We start from the raw sequence: 19944 nt of genomic DNA, 5'->3' as shown, positions 1-19944 counted from the left end.
CTAGGCAAATCGCGCTGTTCGTGCCTGGTCCGCCTCGCTGTTTCTGGACTGACCGTGGTCTTCGACACCTCGAAAGGGTGGTTACCAACGTTCGCAGGTACGGCGAAATAACGAAGCCACGAACACGCACCCCGAACGGTTAACCGCCTTCCGTCCGCGGCTCCCGGTATGCAACTGACGTTCCTCGGGACGGGGAGCGCGATGCCGACGGGCGACCGGATGCAGACCGGACTCCTGCTTGAAAAACCCGATAGTCGACTGCTCGTGGACTGCGGGAGCGGCGTGCTGCACACGCTCGCGCGGACGGACGTGGGGTACGAGGGCGTGGACACGGTGTTGCTCACGCACCACCACCTCGACCACGTCAGCGACCTGCTGCCGTTGTTAAAGGCGCGCTGGCTCGCCGGCGAAGAACACCTCACCGTCGTCGGACCGACCGGGACGAAAGGGCTCGTAACGGACTTGCTGGACGTCCACGAGTACTTGCAGGACCGCGTGGACCTCACGTTACGCGAGGTCGGCGTGGGGAGCTTCGAGGTGGCGGGGTTCGACGTGGACGCCATCGAGACGCGCCACTCGATGCCGGGGCTGGCGTACAAGTTCGACGGCGAGCTCGCGTTCAGCGCGGACACCGAGGCGTTCGCGGGGATGGGCGAGTTTGCGGACGGCTGCGACGTACTCGTCCACGACTGCTCGTTCCCCGACGCGGTCGACGTCTCCAACCACCCGACGCCGACGCAGCTCGGCGAGTCCCTGGCGGGCGTGAACGTCGACGAACTGTACCTCACGCACCTCTACCCGCACACGGAGGGCAAACACCGCGAGATGCAGGCCGCAATCGAGGAGCACTTCGACGGGCACGTCGCGTTCGCGCGGGACGGGCTCGTCGTCGACGTCGAGTAGTCAGTCGAGCCGGTAGCGCAGAATGGCCGCGACGCCGCCGAGGTTCCGGAGCTGTTCCCCGGGCGCGAACTCGTGGCTGAACACGGTGACGTCGCCGCCCTGCTGTTCGACCTGCGTGACGAGGTCGTTGACGTCGACGTCCCAGTCGCCCTCGCCCGCGCGCTCCTTGCGCAGGCGTTCGTCCAGGATCAGCAGCGTCTCGACCGCGCCGAAGTCGACGGCTTTCTCGACCGCTTCGATGCCGTAGGCAGCCTTCCCGTCGGTGGCTATCTGATCCGTGAGTTCGTCGATGAGTTCGGACTCCTCGGCGATGCGGGTCTCCTCCTGGACGTCCTCGACAGCGCCGCGCTTGAGGACTTCGTGGACGCCGCGGCCGCCCACCGCGCTCGTGTCTACCGTCGTAATCTTGTCCGTGAGACTCCGGTACTCCTCCTGGATGTAGTCGAGGGCGTCCTGCTTCGTGAACCCGGGGCCGGCGAGGATGATGGCATCGGCGTCGAGGTGCGAGAGCGCGCTCGCGACGTCCTCGAACAACTCCTCGCGTGAGCGTGAGTACTCGCCTTTCCCCGTCGTGCCCGTGAACGAGCCGTACTCGTCGACGCCGTACTGCTGGACGACGTGGATGTAGGCCTCGCCCTCCTCGACGGTCGCGATTGCGACGTCCGGCTGGTCCGTGGCTTCGACGGCTTCGTTGAGGCGTTCGAGCTGGTCGGGCTTCCAGATTTTCTCGACCTCGATTTCCTCGCGCTCCTCGACGTTCAGCGTGTGGTGGAGGCCGAGTTGGTCCTCCCGGGAGCAGTCCGCGATGGTGCCAGCGACCCGGAGGCGGTTCGAGAACTTGTGGAACTCCACGTCCTCGACGTCGATGGTGACGTGCATGTGCTCGCGCTCGCCGCCCGTATCCCGCATCTGTTCGTCCTTGCGCTGGATGCGGCGGTGCGTATCCCCCGCGACGAGGTCCCCGGGCTCCAGAATGTACGCGAGGTGCCAGAGGTCGTCGAGGGACTCGGGGACGAGCGTGATGCGCTCGCCGCCGCCTTCGACCTGCCGGCGCTCCTTCAGTTGCATACCCGAACCGAGGCACGGGACGCCCAAGTGTCCTGCTACTCTCGCGCCCTGGATTGAGACACTCCGTGGCGTCCGCGACCCGTACGGCCGTCGTCTGCCAGAAAGCCCCGGCGGGCTCGCGGTCGTTCGCTCGCTGCGCTCCTCGCTTCGCTGCGGTGCTTGCGTCGCGAGACGACCAAGCAAGCGCGAGCCCGCCGCCCCTTTCAGCCCCTCCCAGACCGGTTGGACAGCCGGTAACTGGGCGGACTGAAAGGGGCGAGGCTGTAGACGAAGGCGCGCGACGCAAGCACCGCAGGCCAGAGGCCGAGGAGCGCAGCGAGCGCACCGAGTCTACAGCCTCGGGGATTTCTGGGTGTTCTCGATAACTCACGTCGAAGGCGGATGAGAACTATCGCAAGAGGATTCTAATCTCGAATCCGACTCCCACCGGGCGGCATGTACTTCTGAATCTCGTCCGGGCTGGCGACCTTCCGGACGAACGACTCGTCCGCGAAGCGCTCGCGGAACTCCCGGTAGATGCGCTTGGCGGCGTCACCCTGCGCGTACCGGCCCGGTTCGAGTTCAATCGTCGTCTCCACGTCGTCGACGATGGCGTTGATGGGGCCGCCGAGCACGCGCGTGTGCGGCTCGCAACTGATGCCGACTGCCCACTCCGCGGGCAGGTCCCGGAAGTACGTGCGGTCGCCCCGAATCGCGAACCCGCCCTTCTCCAGGTACTCGCCGCTTTCGGGCGTCTTCGACACCTGGTCCGGCGACACCATGTAGGCGTCACCGGAGCCGCGGCCGTCCTTCCAGACCGAGGAACAACACACCGCGAACTGGGCGGCCTCGCGCTTGCTCGACTCGGGTACCTCGATGTCCTTCGAGGGCTCGCTCGGTTCGGACGTCTTCAGCACCGTGACCGGGCCGCCGTGGGCCTGTGCGTGGAAGAACCGGTCGTAGCGGTCCATGTACTTCTTCACGAGCTCCTCGTTCTGGTCGGCGTCGCGGCCGCCGATGACGAGAAACCCGTCGGAGGTGCGGAACCAGCGGAACCGCTCGTACCACTGCTCCTGCTTGCGAATCGGAATCGATGAGCGAGAGATCCAGTCGATCTCTCGATCTTCTTCCTCCTCGGCCTCCTCGGGTTCTGCCTCCCACTCTTCTCGGCGCTGCTTGGCGGCTTCGAGGTCCTCGCGCGTGTTCTCGATGGCCGCGCGTGCGCCCTCCTGCTTCTCCTCGATGCGCTTGGCTTCCTTGTAGTGCTCGTCGGCGTTCTTCTCGACGCCCCACGCGGGGTCCACCTCGATGGTGTAGTCGTCCAACTGGACGCGGACGGTGCCCTCGGACTCGTTGATGCCCGCGAACGCGTCAGCGCCAGACACGTCGCCCGCAGCCTCCTCGAACGTCTGCGCGATTTCCTGCCAGCCGTGGCCCGCGTCGCGAGCGTCCTGCACCGTCGAGAGAATGTCGTCGACGAGGTCGTAGTTCGCGTACAGCAGTTCGGCCTTCTCGCGCTCGGTCTCGGCCTGCCGCTCGAAGTCCTCGATGGCCTGCTCCTGCTGTTTGATGATGTGTTTTTGCTTCTGAATCTCCTGCTCGAAGTCCGGCTTCGACACCGCCTCCCCGCTCTCCTCCTCCTCGGTGGTGTCGAGGTTCGTGAAGTAGTCGTCGAGGGCGTCGTTGAACCGGTCGAACGCGTCCGAGGGGAGGTCGGCGCGCTCTTCGAGCGCCAGCGGCGTCACGTCCACGCGCTGTCCGCGCGCCGCCTTTCCGTCCTCGTCCTCGCCTTCGCCGGGTTCGAAGTAGACGCGCGGGTCGAGGTCACCGGCCTGAATCGCGTCCAGCAGGCGCTCGCTGGCCTCGTAGAGCGCGCGGAACTCCTCCTCGGTGGCGTCGTCGATGTCCTTGGTCTTCTCGACGCCCGCCCGTGTGCAGAGTTCCTCGCCGTACAGCCCACCGAAGTTCAACTGAGTGGCGAGCGTTCGCACGAGGTCCGTGTTCGACTCGCGCATCTTCGCCGCGAACCCCTCGTAGTCGAGTTCGAGCGGGTTGACGCGCGAACTCGGGAATCCGTACTGGGAGCCTGGCGCGACCGTCCGCGACTGCAAGCGGACGGTGTCCAGGGAGTCCACGACCTCGCCGTTCTGGTCGACGACCGCGATGTTGCCGTCGCCGAACAGCTCCGCGACGATGGTCGTATCCTGGTCCTCGCGGCGGAACTCGAACTCCAGAATCCGGTCGAAGCCGTGCTGGCGCACCTCGTGGAAGTCCGCGCCCGAGAGGCGGTTCCGCAGCATCTTCGCGAAGTTCGGCGGGCGACCCGGAGCCGCCGGAACGTGCTCGGGTGCCGCGACGTGTGCGCGCTTCGTGTCCCCGACTTCGACGAGGAGTTCCACGCGGCCACGGTCGAAGTCCCGCATCTTCAGCCGCAGGAGGTCGTCGCCGTAGAGGTAGGCCTTGTCGACTTTCGCCCCCTTGTAGCCGTTGAGCTCCGCAGTGAGGGCGACGAGGTCGACGCTCGTCAGCTCCCGCTTCTGGTCCATGCTCTACTGGTTGGCGGGGGGAATCCCTCTGCCTTACGGTCTGGGTGGCGCGATAGCGCCACCAGATGCGAACGGCGACTGGAAAGAGCCCCGTCGGGTGGGCCACCGCGACCGGAACCGATACACCCGACGAGCAAGTAGCGACGCGTAATGACCGAGTCGCTGTCCGTGCTCCTCACCAACGACGACGGCATCGACGCCCCCGGCATCCACGCGCTCCGCGACCGCCTCGCCGACGACCACGACGTCACCGTCGTCGCGCCCGCCGCCGAACAGTCCGGCACGGGCCAGACCCGGACGTTCGAGACGCTCGACTACGAGGACCGCGAGGACGGCTACGCCGTCCACGGCACCCCCGCCGACTGCGTCGCTGTCGCCGTCGCCGCGCTCGACTTCACGCCCGACGTCGTCGTCTCCGGCTGTAACGACGGTCCGAACCTCGGTGCGCACATCCTCGCACGCTCGGGCACCGTCGGCGCCGCCATGGAAGCCTCTTTCCTCGGCCTCCCCGCTATCGCCGTCTCCATGTACGACTGGGAGTTCGACCCCACTGGCGACTGGGAACCCACCTACGACCAGTTCCACACCGCCGCCGACGCCATCGCCGACATCCTCCCCGACTTCGTCGTCGGTGACGTCCTCCCCACCGCCGACTACCTCTCCGTGAACGCCCCCGCCACCGAGTACGCCGACAACCCTATCAAGCGCATCACCCGTCCCACCGAAGAGTACGAACTCCAGGCCGAATTCACGGAAGCCGGAATCAACGTCGAAGACCGCTTCTGGCACCAGTTCCTCGACCGCGACATCCCCGACCCCGCCGGCACCGACCGCCACGCCTGCGTCGACAACGAGATTAGTGTCACCCCGCTCACCGTCCCCCACTCCGTCGCCGACGGCGCGACGCCCGGTGGGCTGCTCTAAACGCACTTTTTGCGCTGCGTGAGGCGCGCAAAGCGCGCCTCACTCGGCAAAAACTTGCGGAAAAAGCACTCCTCCCTCACTCCGCGCTAACGCGCTCCGTTCGGTCGTCGGCCTCCACTCGTTCGCTTCGCTCACTCGTGGAGTGAATCGCGCGGCGAAGCCGCGCGAATGCTGGCTGCTACCGGCTGCGTAGATTCAAGTACGGGAACGGGCCCAACCTCGTGGGTGACGTAACGACTGGCGCGGGTCCGGCCGAGGCGGGAGCGTGGCGAGCCGGCTCGCGACGAGGCGCCACCTGTCCGAATCCACCCCGGTCTGCGAGTGTTCTGTCCGCCAGCAGGCGATAGGTGTTTACTGTCGGGTCGGCTTCTTCCTACCATGTTACCGCCCGGTGCGGACGCCGTCGTCGTCAGGCACGGCGACGTCGGCGTGAAGTCGAGCTCGGTGCAGTCCGACATGGAGCGCCGGCTCCGCGAGAACCTCGAAGCCATCCTCGACGACCGCGACATCCCGGGCGAAGTCGAACGCGAGTGGGGACGACTGCTCGTTCGGACGCCCGACCCCGACGCCGCCGCGGACGCCGCTGCGGACACGTTCGGCGTCGTCTCGGCGAGCCCCGCGCTCTCGGTGCCGCCCGAGATGCGCTCGATTCGTGGCGCGCTCGCGCTGACCGCCCGCGAGTGCTACGACGGCGGCGCGTACGCCGTCGACGCCCGCCGCGTCGGCGACCACGAGTTCAGCAGCCACGACGTCAACCGCGAAGGCGGAGACGCCGTCTGGCACGCCGTCGAACAGGACGTCCGCCCGGAAGTCGACCTCGACGACCCCGACGTCACGTTCTTCGTGGAAGTCCGTCAGGACGAAGCGTTCGTCTTCGTGGAGAAACGCGACGGCCCCGGCGGGATGCCGCTTGGCAGCCAGAAGCCGCTGGTCGCGCTCGTCTCCGGCGGCATCGACTCGCCGGTCGCGGCGTGGGAAGCGATGAAGCGCGGGTCGCCGGTCGTGCCGCTGTACCTCGACCTCGGGCCGTACGGCGGCCCCGACCACCGTGCTCGCGCCGAGGAGACCGCGAGACGGCTGTCGGCGTACGCGCCGAACTTCGACCTCCAGTTGCGCGTCGCGCCCGCAGGGGACGCCGTCGAACGCCTCGGTGACGAGGTCGGGCGCACGCGCATGCTCTCCTACCGCCGGTTCATGTACCGGGTTGCCGAACAGCTCGCCGAGCAGGTCGGCGCAGTCGGCATCGTCACCGGCGAATCGCTGGGCCAGAAGTCCAGTCAGACCGCCGCGAACTTCGCAGTCGTCGACCGCGTTACCGACCTCCCGGTCCACCGGCCGCTGTTCGCGCTCGATAAACAGGAGATAATCGCTCGCGCCCGCGACATCGGTACGTACCGAGACTCCACGCTCGATGTCGGCTGCGAGCGGCTCGCGCCGAGCCAGCCGCTGACCTCCGCGTCGATGGAGAGCGTTCGCAAAGACGAACCCGACGACCTCTTCGAGTGGGCGCGTGAAGCCGCCGACCGCATCGAAGTCTCCGGAGGGATGCCGGCGTGACGCGCGTCTGCATCGTCGGGAGCGACGACGCCGACCTCCGCACGGACCTGTTCGCGTACGAGACTGCGCGGCGGGCGTTGGCAACCTACGACATCGGGTCGCCGTACGAGAACACGGTCGCCGTCGACACCGTGAGCCTCGGCGCTGCGGTGTCGCTGTTGAACGACCTGAACTGGTATCTGGTCCGCCTCGCCGAGGAGGCGTTCGTCCTCGAACCGTCGGTCGCCGACGACGAGTGGCTCTCCCGCGACCTCGCCGCGGAAGTTCGGGACGGCGACGTGCGCGCGCCCGAGACGGACGCGCGGCTGAAGGTCTACGGCGTCGAGGACGGACGGCTCGTCGAGCCGATGTACGTCACGCGCGTACAGGGCGAGCGTCCCGAGTACGACCTCCGTGACGTCGAGGAGACCGTCGTCGTGCGCGTGACGGAAAACGAGTTCGAGGCGTAGTTAGGTGTCGAAGACGCCCGCCGAGAGGTAGCGCTCGCCGGAGTCCGGGAACACCGTAACGACCAGCGGGCAGTCGTCGTACTCCGGCGTCCCGCCGTCGGCGAGCGCGTCCTCGTCGAGGCCGGCGTCCGCGAGGTCGCTGGCGTCGAACGCCGTCTCAGGGCAGTTCAGCCCGGGTTCGGCGATGCGCTCGGCGACGCGCTCGGCGGCGACGTAGGCGGCGCCGCTGGACTGGCCGACGAGGATGCCCTGTTCTCGGGCGAGTTCGCGCGCTGTTGCTTCGGCGTCTTCGACGGCGACGGGCTCGACGCTGTCGACGAGGTCGACGTCGAGGAGGTCGCTGACGAACCCCGGGCCCATTCCCTGGAAGTTGTCGTCGCCGGATTCCCCGGACGCGAGCACGGCGTTCTCCTCGGGTTCGACCGCGACGACATCCATGTCGGGGTACTCCTCTTTGAGGCGCGTCGCGGTGCCCGTGATGGTGCCGCCAGTGCCGACGCCGGCGACGAACGCGTCGATTTCGCGGCCCTCTACCTGTTCGATGATTTCCTCGGCAGTCGTCCGGTAGTGCGCCCGCGGGTTCGCGGGGTTCTCGAACTGGGAGACGCGGAATCCACCGTCTTTGGCGGCGATGCGGTCGGCGTGCGCGTTGGCGGTCTCCATGTCGCCTTCGACGAGCTCGAGATCCGCGCCGTACGCGCGGAGGAGGCGCCGCCGCTCCTCGGACATCGACGCTGGCATCACGATGGTGAGGTCGTAGCCGCGCGCTGCGGCGACGACGGCGAGTCCGATGCCCGTGTTCCCGCTGGTGGCCTCCACGAGGCGGTCACCGGGCGAGACGTGTCCCTCGCGCTCGGCAGCCAGCACCATCTCTCGCGCGGGTCGGTCCTTCGCCGACCCACCGGGGTTGAACGCCTCGAGCTTCGCCGCGATGGTCGCGCCCTCGGGAGCGGGGACGCGGACGAGCGGCGACCCGATGGCCTCGAGGATGCTGTCCTTCATTAGCCGTGTCTAGGCAGTCCCCCACTAAACGTGTGACGGGCCGTGACAGTCCCTGCCGCCTTCGACGCCCCGGCTATTCGGCGGTCATCCAAATCAGTCTCCCGGTGGCACCGTCGCCGCGAGCGCGAGCTTTTTGCCCGCGCCACGCCAACGACTGGGTATGAGATTGAGCACGATGGAGCCGAACCCGGCGTGGGACGCGGACTCCTACCCGGAGGTCGTGGCAGCGTTCGAGAACCTCGACGACGACGTGACGGTTCGCGTCTGGGGCGCGGACTGGTGCGGTGACTGCCGCAGCCAGCTCCCGGACTTCGCGGCCGCGTTGGATGCCGCGGGCGTCGAGAACGTCGAACAGTACCCCGTCGAACGCGACGATGGTGAGAAGCACGGGCCGAAAGTCGAGGAGTACGGCATCGAACTCATCCCGACTATCATCATCGAGCGCGACGGGGAGGAGCTCGCGCGCTTCGTCGAGGAGGAGCGCGTCTCGCCGGCGGTCTACCTCGCGGACCAGCTTTAGGCGCGGAACTCCGCGAGCCACTCCGCGATTTCTTCGGTCGTCGTCACGGGCGGCGAGCACGCGCGCCGGCAGACGTACGCCGCGGGATTGCCGTCGACAGCGCCGCGCTGCGCCCAAACTGGCGGCGCGGCCGCCAGTTCGAGGTCGTCCAGCCGCGCTTCTAGCGCGGATTCGGTAGGCGGCCGAACGGTCAGCAGGCGGTGCGGAAGGTAGGACTCCCCGATTGTCTCGCGCCACTCGTCGGGGAGCACGTCGGCAGCGACCGTGACCTCCAGCAGGCCGTGTGCGTGCGTGTCGGCGGCGAGCGCGAGCGTCGCGTGGCTCGTTGGCGTGGTCTCGGCTCGGCCGCCGTACCGTTCGAGCATCGCGCCCGCGGCGTCGCCGTAGCCCGACTCGGGGTCGAACGCGTCCAGCGCGAACAGCGTTTCCGCGGCCACGCCGACCGGCGACGGCGTCGGACCGTCAGCCACGTCCTGCGAGCGCACACCCACGTCCTCGACGGATTCGGGTGTCTCGTAGAGTGCGCCGGTCTCCTCGTCGTAGCACTCCGCGAGGAGGGCGTCCGCGAGGTCGAGTGCGAACTGGAGGTGGGCGTGGTCGCCGGTCGCCTCGTAGGTCGCGAGCGCGCCTGCAGCGAGGTACGCGTAGTCCTCGGCGTATCCCACGCCTGCGACGTCCTCGTCTATCACGCGCCGCGAGAGCCTATCGCCATCCCACAGCGTCTCCCGAACGTACTCGATTGCGTCGGCGGCGCGCTCGGCGTATTCGGTGTCGAGCGTGAGGCCGGCTTCCGCGTACGCTCGCGCCATCAGGCCGTTCCAGCCCGCCAGCACCTTCTCGTCGCGCGCGGGTCGCGGGCGGTTCTCGCGTGCGACCCGGAGACGCTTTTCTGCAGCGTCGAGCGCGCCTGCAACCTCGTCCGCGGAGCGTTCGAAGTCCTCCGCGAGCTCGGACAGCGTTGCAGACACCGTGAGCACCGTCCGCCCGTCCTCGAAGTTCCCCGCGACGTCCACACCGTAGCGCGCACAGAAGACGTCAGTGAGGAAGTCGTCGGATTCGTCGACGGGTGCAACGTCGGCGTATTCGCTGACCGCTGCTTCGACTTCCGCGGGCGTCCACACGTAGAACGCGCCCTCCTCGTGGTCGCCGTCCGGTCGTTCCTCAGTACGTTCGTCACGACCGGACGAGCCCGCGGCTTCGCCGCGGACGCCCTCGGGGTTCTCCGGCGGCGCGCTACGGGCGTCGAGCGTCGCGTAGAACCCGCCGTCGGGGTGGCCGAGTTCGCGGTCGACGAATTCCAGGGTTTCGTCGACGACCTCCGCGTAGCGTTCGTCACCGAACAGCCGGTAGCCGTCGACGTACAACTCGGCGAGCGCGGCCTGGTCGTACAGCATCTTCTCGAAGTGCGGCACCGTCCAATCGGCGTCCGTGCAGTAGCGGTGGAAGCCACCGCCGAGGTGGTCGAAGAGGCCGCCGTCGGCCATCGCGTCGAGCGCGTGTTGGGCGGCGTCGCCGTACCGAGTGTCGGCTGCTGGCTTCCAGTGGTGAGCGCGTAAGAGCGCGCTCACCCGACCGGCCTGCGGGAACTTCGGCGCGCGCCCGAAGCCGCCGTGGTCGCGGTCGGCGGCGCGCGCGAGTTCGTCGGCGGCGTCCAACAGCGGGCTCTCGTCGCTGACGTCGACGGGGTCGGGCAGCGACTCCAGTTCGCCCCGGGCGGTGCTCATCCACTGGTCGGCGCGCTCTTCGAGTTCTTCGCGGTTCTGTTCCCACTCTCGCGCGACGCGCTTCGTCAGCGGGAGGAAGCCGGGCTGGTTGCGCTTGGCCTCCTTCGGGAAGTACGTCCCGACGTAGAACGGCTCCTTCTCGGGTGTGAGGAACGCCGACAACGGCCAGCCGCCGCCACCGCGGACGGCCTGACAGACGGTCATGTACAGCGAGTCGACGTCAGGTCGCTCCTCGCGGTCGACCTTGATTGGGACGAAGTGCTCGTTCAGTACTTCGGCGACCTCCGGGTCGGAAAAGGACTCCTCCTCCATGACGTGACACCAGTGACAGGCCGAGTAGCCGATAGAGAGGAAGATGGGGACGTCGCGCTCGCGGGCGGCCTCGAACGCCGCTTCGTCCCACGGCTGCCAATTCACGGGGTTGTCGGCGTGCTGGCGGAGGTACGGGCTCGCCGTCTCGTCGAGCCGGTTCCGCGCGGTGGGGTCGGACATACCAGAAGGAGAGGTCGCTGGCGGGTAAAACCCACTCTCGCGGCACTCGCCCATCGGGAATACACGAACGCGTACAACACGACAGTCGAGTAGGGGAAGATTTACACTTGCTTGCTCACTCTCCCCGCACATGACCGAACGAGTCCTGCTGGTCGGTGGCGGCGGCCGGGAGCACGCTATCGCCGACGAACTCGCCGACGACTGCGAACTGTACGCTGCTGCGGGCAACCGCAACCCGGGAATCGACGAGTTGGCTGACGGCTTCCGCGAACTCGACACCGAAGACCCCGACGCAGTCGTCGACTACGCGCTCGACGTGGACGCGACGCTCGCCGTCGTCGGTCCGGAGGGCCCGCTGGCGGCTGGCGTCGTGGATGCGCTCGACGACGAGGACGTCTACGCGTTCGGCCCGAAGCAGGCCGACGCCCGCATCGAGACGGACAAGACGTTCCAGCGGGAGTTCATGGCCGAACACGACGTCCCCGGCCAAGCGGAGTTCGAGACGTTCGACGACCCGGACGCGGCCGCCGACTACGTCGAGCGCGTGGACGGTGACGTCGCGGTCAAGCCCGCCGGCCTCACGGGCGGCAAGGGCGTCCGCGTCACGGGCGACCAGGTCTCGAAGCAGGAGGCCGCCGACTACGTGCGGTCCTCCGAGCACGACGAGTGGGTCGTCGAGGAGCGTCTCGTCGGCGAGGAAGTCACCGTGCAGGCGTTCGTCGCGAACCGCGACGTCCGCCCCACGCCGGTCGCGCACGACCACGGCCGCGCGCTCGAAGGCGACGAGGGCGCGAACACGGGCGGCATGGGTAGCTACACCGGTCCGGACTGGACGCTCCCGTTCGTCACTGACGACGAGTACGAGGCCTGCGTGGACACCCTGGAAGCCATCGTCGACGCGCTCCCTTCCTACCGTGGCGTCCTCTACGGCCAGTTCATGCTCACTGACGACGGCCCGAAGGTCGTGGAGTTCAACGCGCGCTTCGGCGACCCCGAGGCGCTCAACACGCTCCCGACGATGGAGACGCCGCTCGTCGACGTGCTCACCGCGGCTCGCGACGACGACCCGCTCCCGGACCCCGAGTTCGCGGACGTCGCGACCGTCTGCAAGTACGTCGTCCCCGAGGGCTACCCCGCGAACCCCGGGGGTGGCACGCGCGTCACTATCGACGCCGACGACCTCGACGACGCCAAACTGTTCTACGCGAGCGTCGACGCCCGCGACGACGGTATCTACACGACGACCTCACGGTCGTACGCCGTCGTCGGGTTCGGCTCCTCGATTCCCGACGCCGAAGCCGAGGCCAGCGCCGCGCTCGGCGACCTCCCAGAGGGGCTGCGCGTGCGCCGCGACATCGGCACGAAGGAGCTCCTCCAGGAGCGCATCGACCACATGAACGCCGTCCACGACGAGTAGCCTTCGGCGCGCCGCGCCACGAACCGCCACCTGGTTCTTTAACATCCCGCTGCGTAGTCGCCGGTATGTCGAGCGAGGAAGTCACGCGACTGCTGCGGAAGGCGTACGGCGACGAAATCGAGACGGTCATGAACTACATGACGAACTCCATCGTCCTCGACGGCGTGCGCGCCGAGGAAATCAAAGAGTCCCTCCAGACGGACATCCAGGAGGAGCTCTCGCACGCCGAACAGCTCGGCGAACGCCTCAAACAGCTCGACGAACAGCCGCCCGCGTCCGCTGAGTTCGAAGCCCACCAGCACTCCCTCCAGCCGCCCGAGGACACCACCGACGTGCTGTCGGTCATCGACGGCGTGCTCGACGCCGAGGAGGACGCCATCGACACGTACCGCGACCTCATCGACGCCGCCGAGGACGCCGACGACCCCGTCACGGAGGACCTCGCGGTGACGATTCTCGCCGACGAGGAAGCCCACCGCACGGAGTTCCGCGGCTACCGCAAGGAGTACCGCTCAGACTAACGGGTTTCGCGCTCCTTTTGCCGCGGCCGACGCGTAGCCACTGCCATGAACGTCGCTTTCGTCGTCGCCGCGACGCTGACCGGTATCGCCGTCGGCGTGGTGTTCGCGTCCCTCCGCATCCCGATTCCCGCGCCGCCGTCGCTGACGGGCGTCATGGGTATCGTCGGCATCTGGCTGGGCGTGTAGAACCGGCAGGCTGGACGCGTTCTCGCCGAGAAAGATTCTGGGAAGCGAAGCGCCGTCAGTACGACCGGATTTTCGGCTCGTAGGTCTGCTCGTCGCCTTCGAGGATGACCGGCCGGTACCAGAGTTCGGGCTCGCCGTCGTTCCACGAGACGAGCGTGTGCTTGAGGTACTCGTCGTCCTTGCGCTCCTGGTGCTCCTTCCGCCAGTGTGCGCCACGGAACTCGTCGCGGGCGAGCGCGCCCATCGTGATGGCTTCCGCGACGTCCAGCAGGTTCCGGGTCTCGATGGTGTGCTGGAGGTCGGTGTTGAACGTCCGGGACTTGTCCGCGACGTAGACGTCCTGGTAGCGCTCGCGGGCGTCCTGAATGTCCCGGAGCGCCTGCTTCAGGCTCCCTTCCTCCCGGAACACGTTGACGTTCTCCGTCATCGATTCCTGGAGGTCCGCGCGCACGTCGGCGTGGTTGACGCCGTCCTCGCGTTCGAGCAGTGTCTCGATGCGCTCGCGCTCCTCTTCGGCGGTCGCTTCGACGACCGCTTCGGGGTCGCTGTCGGGGTTCTCGACCGCGCCGCCGTCCGCGGCGGCTTCCGTCGCGCCGGGCTCGCCGACGGGCACGCCGAGTTCCTCGCGCTCGGCGTCCGGGTCGGGGCCGGTCTGAATCTTCGGCTCGGGCATGTCCGCGCCCGCGGCGTGGCTGCCGGCGCGCGCCCCGAAGACGAGTAGTTCCGGCAGCGCGTTCCCGCCGAGGCGGTTGCCGCCGTGGAGGCTCACACACGCACACTCGCCGGCCGCGTAGAGGCCGTCGATGCACGTCTCGCCGTGCTCGTCGACCTCGATGCCGCCCATCGCGTAGTGCTGGCCGGGCTTGACCGGCATCGGTTCTTCGAGGCCGTCGACGCCCTCGAAGTCGCGCGCGAGGTGGAGGATGTTCTCCAGGCGGTCGGTGATGCGCTCCTCGCCGAGGTGGCGCATGTCGAGGTAGACGTACTCGTCCTCGACGCCACGCCCCTCCTGCACTTCAGTGAGTTCAGCACGCGCGACGACGTCGCGGGACGCGAGTTCGCCGTCGTTGGTCGCGTACCCGTACTCGAACATGAAGCGCTCGCCCTCGGAGTTGTAGAGGATGCCGCCCTCCCCGCGGACGCCCTCGCTGATGAGCACACCAGTCGAGGGGAGCGTCGTCGGGTGGAACTGAATCATCTCCATGTCCTCCATCGGGACGCCGGCGCGGTACGCGATGGCGACGCCGTCACCGGTGTTGGCGACGGCGTTGGTCGTGTGGTCGTACGCCTGACCGAGGCCGCCGGTCGCCAGAATCACGCCGTCGCGGGCGCGGAAGCCCGCGATTTCGCCGGACTGGACGTCCCAGGCGACGACGCCGTGACAGTCGCGCTCGTTGGGGTCGTCCTCGTCGGTGACTGCGACCTGGCTGACGTACCACTCGTCGTACACTTCGATGCCTCGTTTGACCACCTGCTCGTACAGCGTGTGGAGCATGTGGTGGCCGGTCTCGGCACCCGCGTACGTCGTCCGCGGGAAGGAGAGCCCGCCGAACGGTCGCTGACTGACCGTGCCGTCCTCCTCGCGGGAGAACGGCATCCCCCAGTGTTCGAGCTGGATGACTTCCTCGGGTGCGTCCTGCGCGAACGTGTCGACTGCGGGGGCGTCGCCGAGGTAGTCCGACCCCTTCATCGTGTCGTACGCGTGGTCCTCCCACGAGTCGCCCTCCTGCAGGGCGGCGTTGATGCCACCTTCGGCGGCGCCCGTGTGCGAGCGCACCGGGTGGAGTTTCGTGACTATTGCTACGTCTGCGCCTTCCTCGTGGGCGGCGATTGCGGCGCGGAGCCCCGCGCCACCGCCGCCGACTACGATTACGTCGTGCTCGTACATGTTACCAGAATTTGAGGTTCTGCTTGACGGCTTCGCGCTTCAGCTCTTGGATGTGCTCGGTGAGCGGGATGTCCTTCGGACAGACGTTCGTACAGGAGAACTGGGTCTGACACCGCCAGACGCCGTGCTCGGCCTCGATGATTTCGAGGCGCTCCTGGCGCTTGTTCTCGCCCTCGCGCTCGTCCATGTAGAAGCGGTAGGCCTTGTTGATGGCCGCCGGGCCGAGATACTTGTTGTCGCCCGCGGCGATGTTACACGAGGACATGCACGCGCCACACCAGATACACCGCGTGGAGAGTTTGACCTGCTCGCGGTTCTCGCGGTCCTGGCGCTGCTCTTCGAGTTCGTCCTCGGGCGTCTCGTCGGGGTCGAAGAACGGGTCGACGGACTCCATCTGGTCGTAGAAGTGGTCCATCTCCACGACCAGGTCCTTGACGACGTCCTGATGCGGGAGCGGCTCGACGCGCACCGGTCCGTCGAGGTCCGCAATCTGGGTCTGGCAGCCGAGGCGCTGGCTGCCGTTGACGAAGAACGCGTCCGAGCCACAGACGGCCTGCCGGCAGGAGTGCCGGAAGGTGAGACTGGAGTCGTACTCGTCGCGCGCGAAGATGAGCGCGTCGAGGACGGTCATCCCCTTCTCGAAGGGCACGGTAAAGGAGTCGAAGCGTGGCTCCTCCTTGCCCTCGATTTCGGGGTCGTAGCGGAACACCTTCAGCTCCACCGTCTCCCCCTGAATCTCGTTGTCGGCGGCTGCTTCGTCGGCCTCGCGTTGCTCCTTGCGCGCCTGTTTCTCGGCCATCCGCCGCTCCTGTGGCGACGTGGACGAGGGCTGTTCGGTCTCCGAGTCGGTGTCGGGTGTCTGCGTACTCATGTTAGAATCCCGCGAGCGTGTTTGCGACGCGAATCCCTTGCACGACGAGCAACAGCGCGGCAGCGCCCAGAACGACCTGGGCGACGCGCTTCTGGATGCCGTCGATGCCCTGGTTGACGAGCGCGTTGTAGACGCCGTTGACGCCGTGGAACGTCGCGGTCACGAGGAACAACACCATCGTGACGAAGTAGCCGACGTTCTGCATGCGCGCTTGGCTGCCCGCGAACTCGATTTCGTAGGCGTGGGTGACGAAGTGCAACTGGAAGAAGTGGAACGCCAGCACGACCACGAGGAACGCTGCCGTGATGCGCTGGAGCAGCCACGCCGTCGAACCCGAACTGAACGAGGAGTATCGTTGTGCCATCTTAGAATGCCCCCGAGACGAACGTCGGCACGCTCGCGACGACGATGACGCCGGTCAACACGAGCGACGCGTAGAAGCTCTTGTCTTGCGATTCCAGGCCGACGCCGAGGTCGACGAACAGCAGGCGGATGCCGTTCAGGATGTGGAAGACGGCGACCGCCAGCAGGCCGACCTCCAGCAACCGGACGAGTGCGAGACTCTCCAGCCCCTGAATCGTGCTGTTGAACGTCTCCGCGCCCTGCATCGACGTGCTCAGGACGGCGATGTGGGTGAACAGGTAGCCGATGAGCACCCACCCCGTAAACTTGTGAAATACCCAGGCCCACATCCCGGCCGTGAACTCCCGCCACCGGCCGAAGTCCTCGATGAGGCCTCGGTCGTACGACTGACTCATACCATTCGGAGCGTGTGGTCCCTCCGCACATAGAAGTTACTACACGGGCGTGTCGCGCGAGCTTCGACGCGGCGGGCGCGTGACGCTCGCGCTCGCGGCGAAAAAGGGACGACGGGGACGCCTGCGGGCGTCAGGCTTCGATGATGGTGCCGCTAGCGCCGACCGCGATGGTAGTGTCGCCGCGCAGGACCGCCTTCAGGTTCTCGCCGGTCGGCGTGGTGCGGGCCGCCCACTTGCTGCCGTCGTAGGCGTAGAACTTCCCGCCGCCGCCGACCGTCGCGCCGCTGCCGCTGGCGACTTCGACGTCACGGAGCGTGGCGTCGCCGGTGTCCGAGCGCACCCACTCGCTGCCGTTCCAGTGGTAGACGGTGCCGCCGCCGCCGGACACCCAGACGTCGTCGAAGCCGTCCGAGTCGACGCCGTAGAAGTTGTGGTTGGCGTCCGCGATGCCGAGTGTGTCCCACGTGGCGCCGTCACGTGTGTAGAAGACGCTCGTGTTGCCGTCGACGATGTGGCCGCTGCGGTCGTCGAAGAAGTCCACGGCGTTGATTGCGGCACCCGAACCGGGCGTCGTGTAGTCCCACGACCCGGTTTCGCCGTTCTCGTAGGAGTAGTACATCTTCCCGGAGTCGCCGGCGACGTAGACGTTCGCCTCGCCGGCCTTGCCGGTGACGGAGACGTCGTTGAAGTTGTTCGTGACGTCCATCGGCGCGGAGTGGTCGTTCAGGACGCCGGCTTCGACGTCGTACTCGCCGATGGCGCCCGAGGCACCCACGAACCACAGGCGCTTGCCGTCGTCGGTGACGTCCGCGCCGTAGATGTCGTTGCCGTTGCCCGTCGGACCGCCGTCGAGTAGTTTATCCCAGCCGGTCGAGCTGCGTTCGAGCACCACGCCGCCGGTGCCGACGGCGAACGCGCCCGCGGCCGTCGCTTCGACGTCGTAGAGCGTGCTCGCGGTGGGGGATTCCACGACCCCGATTTCGGGTTCGTCGGTGCTGGTCGCGCTCGCCGCGCCCGTGAACAGGCCGGCGGCCGCGGTCGCACCGACCGCCTTGACGATTCTACGTCGGGTGTGAGTCGAGTAGTCGGACATCGCGTTCGGTACATCAGTTCGTGGATAGTTAAAAACCCTACACAGTTAACTCGGGTTTAGTACTCTTTAGACATTTTATCGCTCACTGATAGCGTTTATTTCTGTAAAGAGTTAGGGCATTTTACACACGTCGTTCGTCGGTCGAACACCTTCAACACGACTCGGGGGCGCTACGACGGCGACGTGTGACGACGTCGTACGCTCGTACGCCCGCTGTGTCCCCGCGTCGAGTTCCGCGAGGTGGACCTCGTGGAGGGTCCGGACAGCTGGTACCTCCTCGGAAAGAGTGACTGAAAACAATTACCTGACCCAACCCAGAAAACCGATTTCGGACACGCACCAGCTTCTTGCGTGCGGCAACCATCCCGGTGCACGATGGCATTCTCGGAGCGTATCGCGTCGTGGACGACCACCGTCGAGTTCCCCGGCGACGTTACCGGGGCGGTAGGAGATTCGGTTACGGTCGTCCCAGTCGTGGTCGCGCTCGCGGCGCTCTCGGAGGTGGCGTTGGCTCCCGTGCTCGTCTGGTTTGGCGTCTCGCAGGTCGTGTGGGGTGCCCGCTACGGCGTGCCGGTGTCCGTCGAGCCGATGAAGGCGCTGGCGGCGCTCGCAATCGCGGGCTCGTTGACGGCGAGCGGACTCGCGGCTGCCGGCCTGCTCGCGGGCGGCACACTACTCGTTGCTGGCGCGACCGGCGCGCTCGGCAGCCTCAGTCGCTTCGTCGGCCAACCGGTCGTCCGCGGTGTCCAACTCGCGGTCGCGCTCGTGCTCTTCGAGACCGCCCTCGACCTCGCTGCGACGGACCTCGCGCTCGCCGGCGCTGCGATTGCGGTCGCCGCGCTCGTCGCGGTCCTCTCCGTTCGCGCGAGCGCTCTCGCCGTCGTCGTCATCGGCGCTGCACTCGCTTTCGCCGAAACCGGTGGCATCTCCCCCGCGATACCCGCATTCGCGTTCGCGCTCCCGTCACCCGACGTCTTCTTCGACGCCGGGACCGCGCAGGCCGCGGTCGGCCAACTCGCGATGTCCGTCGGGAACGCCGCCGTCGCCACCGCACTCCTCCTCGACGAGTACTTCGACGCCGACGCCACGGCCGACGACCTCGCGACGAGCATGGGCGCGATGAACCTGCTCGCGGTGCCGCTGGGCGCGATTCCGATGTGCCACGGGAGCGGCGGCGTCGCCGGCAAGTACGCGTTCGGCGCGCGCACCGCCGCAGCGAACGTCGTGCTCGGCGTGCTCTACCTGCTCGCGGCCGTCCTCGCGGTTGGCGTCGTCGCGGCGTTCCCAGTCGCCATGCTCGGCGTCGTCCTCGCTGCCGTCGCCGCGCAACTCGGGCACACCAGCCTCGATACTGACCAGTACGCGCTCACGCTCGGCGTCGGCGTCGTCGGCCTGCTTGCGGGCGTCGGCGTCGCGTTTGTCGCCGGGCTGGTCGCCGACCACGCGTATCGCCGGTTCGCGTGACTATCCTTCGTCGGCGCGCCAGACGTACAGCGACGCGTACGACCGGTAGGGCTGCCAGCGCGCCGCGATGTCGCACATCTCTGCGCGCGTCGTGTCCCCGCCGTACAGCGACTGCATCCCCTTCCGGATGCCGAGGTCGCCGACCGGGAAGACGTCCTCGCGGCCGAGTCCGAACATGAGGAACATCCCCGCGGTCCAGTCGCCGACGCCCGTAATCGACGTGAGCTCGGTACGCACCTCGTCGTCGCTGTGGTCCGCGAAGGACGCGCGGCCCCAGTCGCGCTCTATGAACGCGTCGGCGACGTTCCGCACGTAGTCGGTCTTCTGACTGGAGAGCCCGGCATCCCGCAGCACGTCGGGGTCTGCGCCGGCAACACTCTCGGGCGTGATGTCCACGGCCTCGAAGAGCCGTTCGCGGATGGCGGCCGCGGCGTCCATCGACACCTGCTGGCGGACGATAGAGACGACGAGGCGCTCGAACGGGTCGTCGGCGGGGTCGAGTTCGAGTTCCCCGTGCTCGTCGACGAGCGGCCCCAGGTCTGGGTCGTCGCGGAGTGCGTCGTGTGGGTCGGTCATATCGGG

18 protein-coding genes and 1 pseudogene are annotated in these 19944 nt (G+C 67.6%); 9 read left to right on the top strand and 10 right to left on the bottom strand.

Annotated elements, in window-relative coordinates; all coding sequences use genetic code 11:
* The first annotated feature begins 168 nt into the window (after positions 1-168).
* On the top strand, positions 169-903 hold the full coding sequence (locus LT974_RS09190) for an MBL fold metallo-hydrolase (RefSeq protein ID WP_232587378.1): 735 nt from the start codon (positions 169-171) through the stop codon (positions 901-903).
* On the opposite strand, the gene LT974_RS09185 is transcribed toward LT974_RS09190, so the two are convergent.
* Positions 904-1971, bottom strand: a complete 1068-nt coding sequence (locus LT974_RS09185; RefSeq protein WP_232587377.1) for an mRNA surveillance protein pelota — start codon at positions 1969-1971, stop codon at positions 904-906.
* A 404-nt stretch (positions 1972-2375) separates the two neighbouring features.
* Entirely contained in the window at positions 2376-4496 is a 2121-nt protein-coding gene (gene rqcH, locus LT974_RS09180) for a ribosome rescue protein RqcH (RefSeq protein WP_232587376.1), read from the bottom strand.
* Between the two features lie 150 nt (positions 4497-4646).
* Here rqcH and surE point away from each other — a divergent pair, with 150 nt between their 5' ends.
* The 3 genes from surE to LT974_RS09165 all read left to right on the top strand — a co-directional run bounded on the left by surE (position 4647) and on the right by LT974_RS09165 (position 7426).
* Positions 4647-5420, top strand: a complete 774-nt coding sequence (gene surE / locus LT974_RS09175) for a 5'/3'-nucleotidase SurE (protein WP_232587375.1) — start codon at positions 4647-4649, stop codon at positions 5418-5420.
* 378 nt (positions 5421-5798) lie between these two features.
* Entirely contained in the window at positions 5799-6977 is a 1179-nt protein-coding gene (locus LT974_RS09170) for a tRNA sulfurtransferase (RefSeq protein ID WP_232587374.1), read from the top strand.
* Complete coding sequence (locus LT974_RS09165) at positions 6974-7426, top strand: DUF5804 family protein (RefSeq protein WP_232587373.1); 453 nt, start codon at positions 6974-6976, stop codon at positions 7424-7426. Before LT974_RS09170 ends, LT974_RS09165 begins: the two co-directional genes overlap by 4 nt.
* On the opposite strand, the gene LT974_RS09160 is transcribed toward LT974_RS09165, so the two are convergent.
* Positions 7427-8428 carry a PLP-dependent cysteine synthase family protein gene (locus tag LT974_RS09160; protein WP_232587372.1) on the bottom strand — a complete coding sequence of 334 codons (1002 nt, stop codon included), beginning with the start codon at positions 8426-8428 and terminating at the stop codon, positions 7427-7429.
* A 160-nt stretch (positions 8429-8588) separates the two neighbouring features.
* On the opposite strand from LT974_RS09160, the gene LT974_RS09155 reads away from it, so the two are divergent.
* On the top strand, positions 8589-8948 hold the full coding sequence (locus tag LT974_RS09155) for a thioredoxin family protein (RefSeq protein ID WP_232587371.1): 360 nt from the start codon (positions 8589-8591) through the stop codon (positions 8946-8948).
* Here LT974_RS09155 and LT974_RS09150 read toward each other — a convergent pair.
* On the bottom strand, positions 8945-11164 hold the full coding sequence (locus LT974_RS09150; RefSeq protein WP_232587370.1) for a thioredoxin domain-containing protein: 2220 nt from the start codon (positions 11162-11164) through the stop codon (positions 8945-8947). The two genes, LT974_RS09155 and LT974_RS09150, sit on opposite strands and share 4 nt — an antisense overlap.
* Positions 11165-11294: 130 nt before the next feature.
* Between LT974_RS09150 and purD the strand changes: the two genes are divergently transcribed.
* From purD to LT974_RS09135, 3 genes and pseudogenes are all read left to right on the top strand, one after another.
* Positions 11295-12581 carry a phosphoribosylamine--glycine ligase gene (gene purD / locus LT974_RS09145; protein ID WP_232587369.1) on the top strand — a complete coding sequence of 429 codons (1287 nt, stop codon included), beginning with the start codon at positions 11295-11297 and terminating at the stop codon, positions 12579-12581.
* A 65-nt stretch (positions 12582-12646) separates the two neighbouring features.
* Positions 12647-13102 (top strand): ferritin-like domain-containing protein, encoded by a 456-nt coding sequence (locus tag LT974_RS09140; RefSeq protein WP_232587368.1) that lies wholly within the window; start codon positions 12647-12649, stop codon positions 13100-13102.
* 45 nt (positions 13103-13147) lie between these two features.
* Positions 13148-13282: pseudogene (locus LT974_RS09135) on the top strand (XapX domain-containing protein); the annotation flags it as partial.
* Between the two features lie 61 nt (positions 13283-13343).
* Here the strand turns inward: LT974_RS09135 and LT974_RS09130 are convergent.
* The 5 genes from LT974_RS09130 to LT974_RS09110 form a co-directional block, all read right to left on the bottom strand.
* Positions 13344-15176 (bottom strand): FAD-binding protein, encoded by a 1833-nt coding sequence (locus tag LT974_RS09130; protein ID WP_232587366.1) that lies wholly within the window; start codon positions 15174-15176, stop codon positions 13344-13346.
* Between the two features lies 1 nt (position 15177).
* The gene (locus LT974_RS09125; RefSeq protein WP_232587365.1) at positions 15178-16047 is read right to left on the bottom strand and encodes a succinate dehydrogenase/fumarate reductase iron-sulfur subunit; all 870 of its coding nucleotides are present in this window, start codon (positions 16045-16047) and stop codon (positions 15178-15180) included.
* Position 16048: 1 nt separating this feature from the next.
* Positions 16049-16411, bottom strand: a complete 363-nt coding sequence (locus LT974_RS09120; RefSeq protein WP_232587364.1) for a succinate dehydrogenase hydrophobic membrane anchor subunit — start codon at positions 16409-16411, stop codon at positions 16049-16051.
* A gap of 1 nt (position 16412) precedes the next feature.
* Entirely contained in the window at positions 16413-16805 is a 393-nt protein-coding gene (sdhC, locus tag LT974_RS09115) for a succinate dehydrogenase, cytochrome b556 subunit (RefSeq protein ID WP_058983187.1), read from the bottom strand.
* 130 nt (positions 16806-16935) lie between these two features.
* The gene (locus tag LT974_RS09110; protein ID WP_232587363.1) at positions 16936-17898 is read right to left on the bottom strand and encodes a WD40/YVTN/BNR-like repeat-containing protein; all 963 of its coding nucleotides are present in this window, start codon (positions 17896-17898) and stop codon (positions 16936-16938) included.
* Between the two features lie 375 nt (positions 17899-18273).
* On the opposite strand from LT974_RS09110, the gene LT974_RS09105 reads away from it, so the two are divergent.
* Complete coding sequence (locus tag LT974_RS09105; protein WP_232587362.1) at positions 18274-19362, top strand: putative sulfate/molybdate transporter; 1089 nt, start codon at positions 18274-18276, stop codon at positions 19360-19362.
* Here the strand turns inward: LT974_RS09105 and LT974_RS09100 are convergent, their stop codons facing one another.
* A complete protein-coding gene (locus LT974_RS09100) occupies positions 19363-19938 on the bottom strand; it encodes a DNA-3-methyladenine glycosylase family protein (protein WP_232587361.1) in 576 nt (191 codons plus the stop codon).
* Positions 19939-19944 lie beyond the last annotated feature (6 nt).

The organism is Halobacterium noricense (assembly GCF_021233435.1).
Classification (GTDB): domain Archaea; phylum Halobacteriota; class Halobacteria; order Halobacteriales; family Halobacteriaceae; genus Halobacterium; species Halobacterium noricense.
This window is presented reverse-complemented; position numbering and strand designations above follow the sequence as displayed.

Excerpts from the sequence above, each read along its gene's own strand:
- LT974_RS09110 (WP_232587363.1), bottom strand. The coding sequence starts at position 17,898 with ATGTCCGACTACTCGACTCACACCCGACGTAGAATCGTCAAGGCGGTC.
- LT974_RS09185 (WP_232587377.1), bottom strand. The coding sequence starts at position 1,971 with ATGCAACTGAAGGAGCGCCGGCAGGTCGAAGGCGGCGGCGAGCGCATC.
- LT974_RS09125 (WP_232587365.1), bottom strand. The coding sequence starts at position 16,047 with ATGAGTACGCAGACACCCGACACCGACTCGGAGACCGAACAGCCCTCG.
- LT974_RS09160 (WP_232587372.1), bottom strand. The coding sequence starts at position 8,428 with ATGAAGGACAGCATCCTCGAGGCCATCGGGTCGCCGCTCGTCCGCGTC.
- LT974_RS09155 (WP_232587371.1), top strand. The coding sequence starts at position 8,589 with ATGAGATTGAGCACGATGGAGCCGAACCCGGCGTGGGACGCGGACTCC.
- sdhC (WP_058983187.1), bottom strand. The coding sequence starts at position 16,805 with ATGAGTCAGTCGTACGACCGAGGCCTCATCGAGGACTTCGGCCGGTGG.
- rqcH (WP_232587376.1), bottom strand. The coding sequence starts at position 4,496 with ATGGACCAGAAGCGGGAGCTGACGAGCGTCGACCTCGTCGCCCTCACT.
- LT974_RS09120 (WP_232587364.1), bottom strand. The coding sequence starts at position 16,411 with ATGGCACAACGATACTCCTCGTTCAGTTCGGGTTCGACGGCGTGGCTG.
- LT974_RS09170 (WP_232587374.1), top strand. The coding sequence starts at position 5,799 with ATGTTACCGCCCGGTGCGGACGCCGTCGTCGTCAGGCACGGCGACGTC.
- LT974_RS09190 (WP_232587378.1), top strand. The coding sequence starts at position 169 with ATGCAACTGACGTTCCTCGGGACGGGGAGCGCGATGCCGACGGGCGAC.
- LT974_RS09150 (WP_232587370.1), bottom strand. The coding sequence starts at position 11,164 with ATGTCCGACCCCACCGCGCGGAACCGGCTCGACGAGACGGCGAGCCCG.
- LT974_RS09130 (WP_232587366.1), bottom strand. The coding sequence starts at position 15,176 with ATGTACGAGCACGACGTAATCGTAGTCGGCGGCGGTGGCGCGGGGCTC.
- LT974_RS09140 (WP_232587368.1), top strand. The coding sequence starts at position 12,647 with ATGTCGAGCGAGGAAGTCACGCGACTGCTGCGGAAGGCGTACGGCGAC.
- surE (WP_232587375.1), top strand. The coding sequence starts at position 4,647 with ATGACCGAGTCGCTGTCCGTGCTCCTCACCAACGACGACGGCATCGAC.
- LT974_RS09100 (WP_232587361.1), bottom strand. The coding sequence starts at position 19,938 with ATGACCGACCCACACGACGCACTCCGCGACGACCCAGACCTGGGGCCG.
- purD (WP_232587369.1), top strand. The coding sequence starts at position 11,295 with ATGACCGAACGAGTCCTGCTGGTCGGTGGCGGCGGCCGGGAGCACGCT.
- LT974_RS09105 (WP_232587362.1), top strand. The coding sequence starts at position 18,274 with ATGGCATTCTCGGAGCGTATCGCGTCGTGGACGACCACCGTCGAGTTC.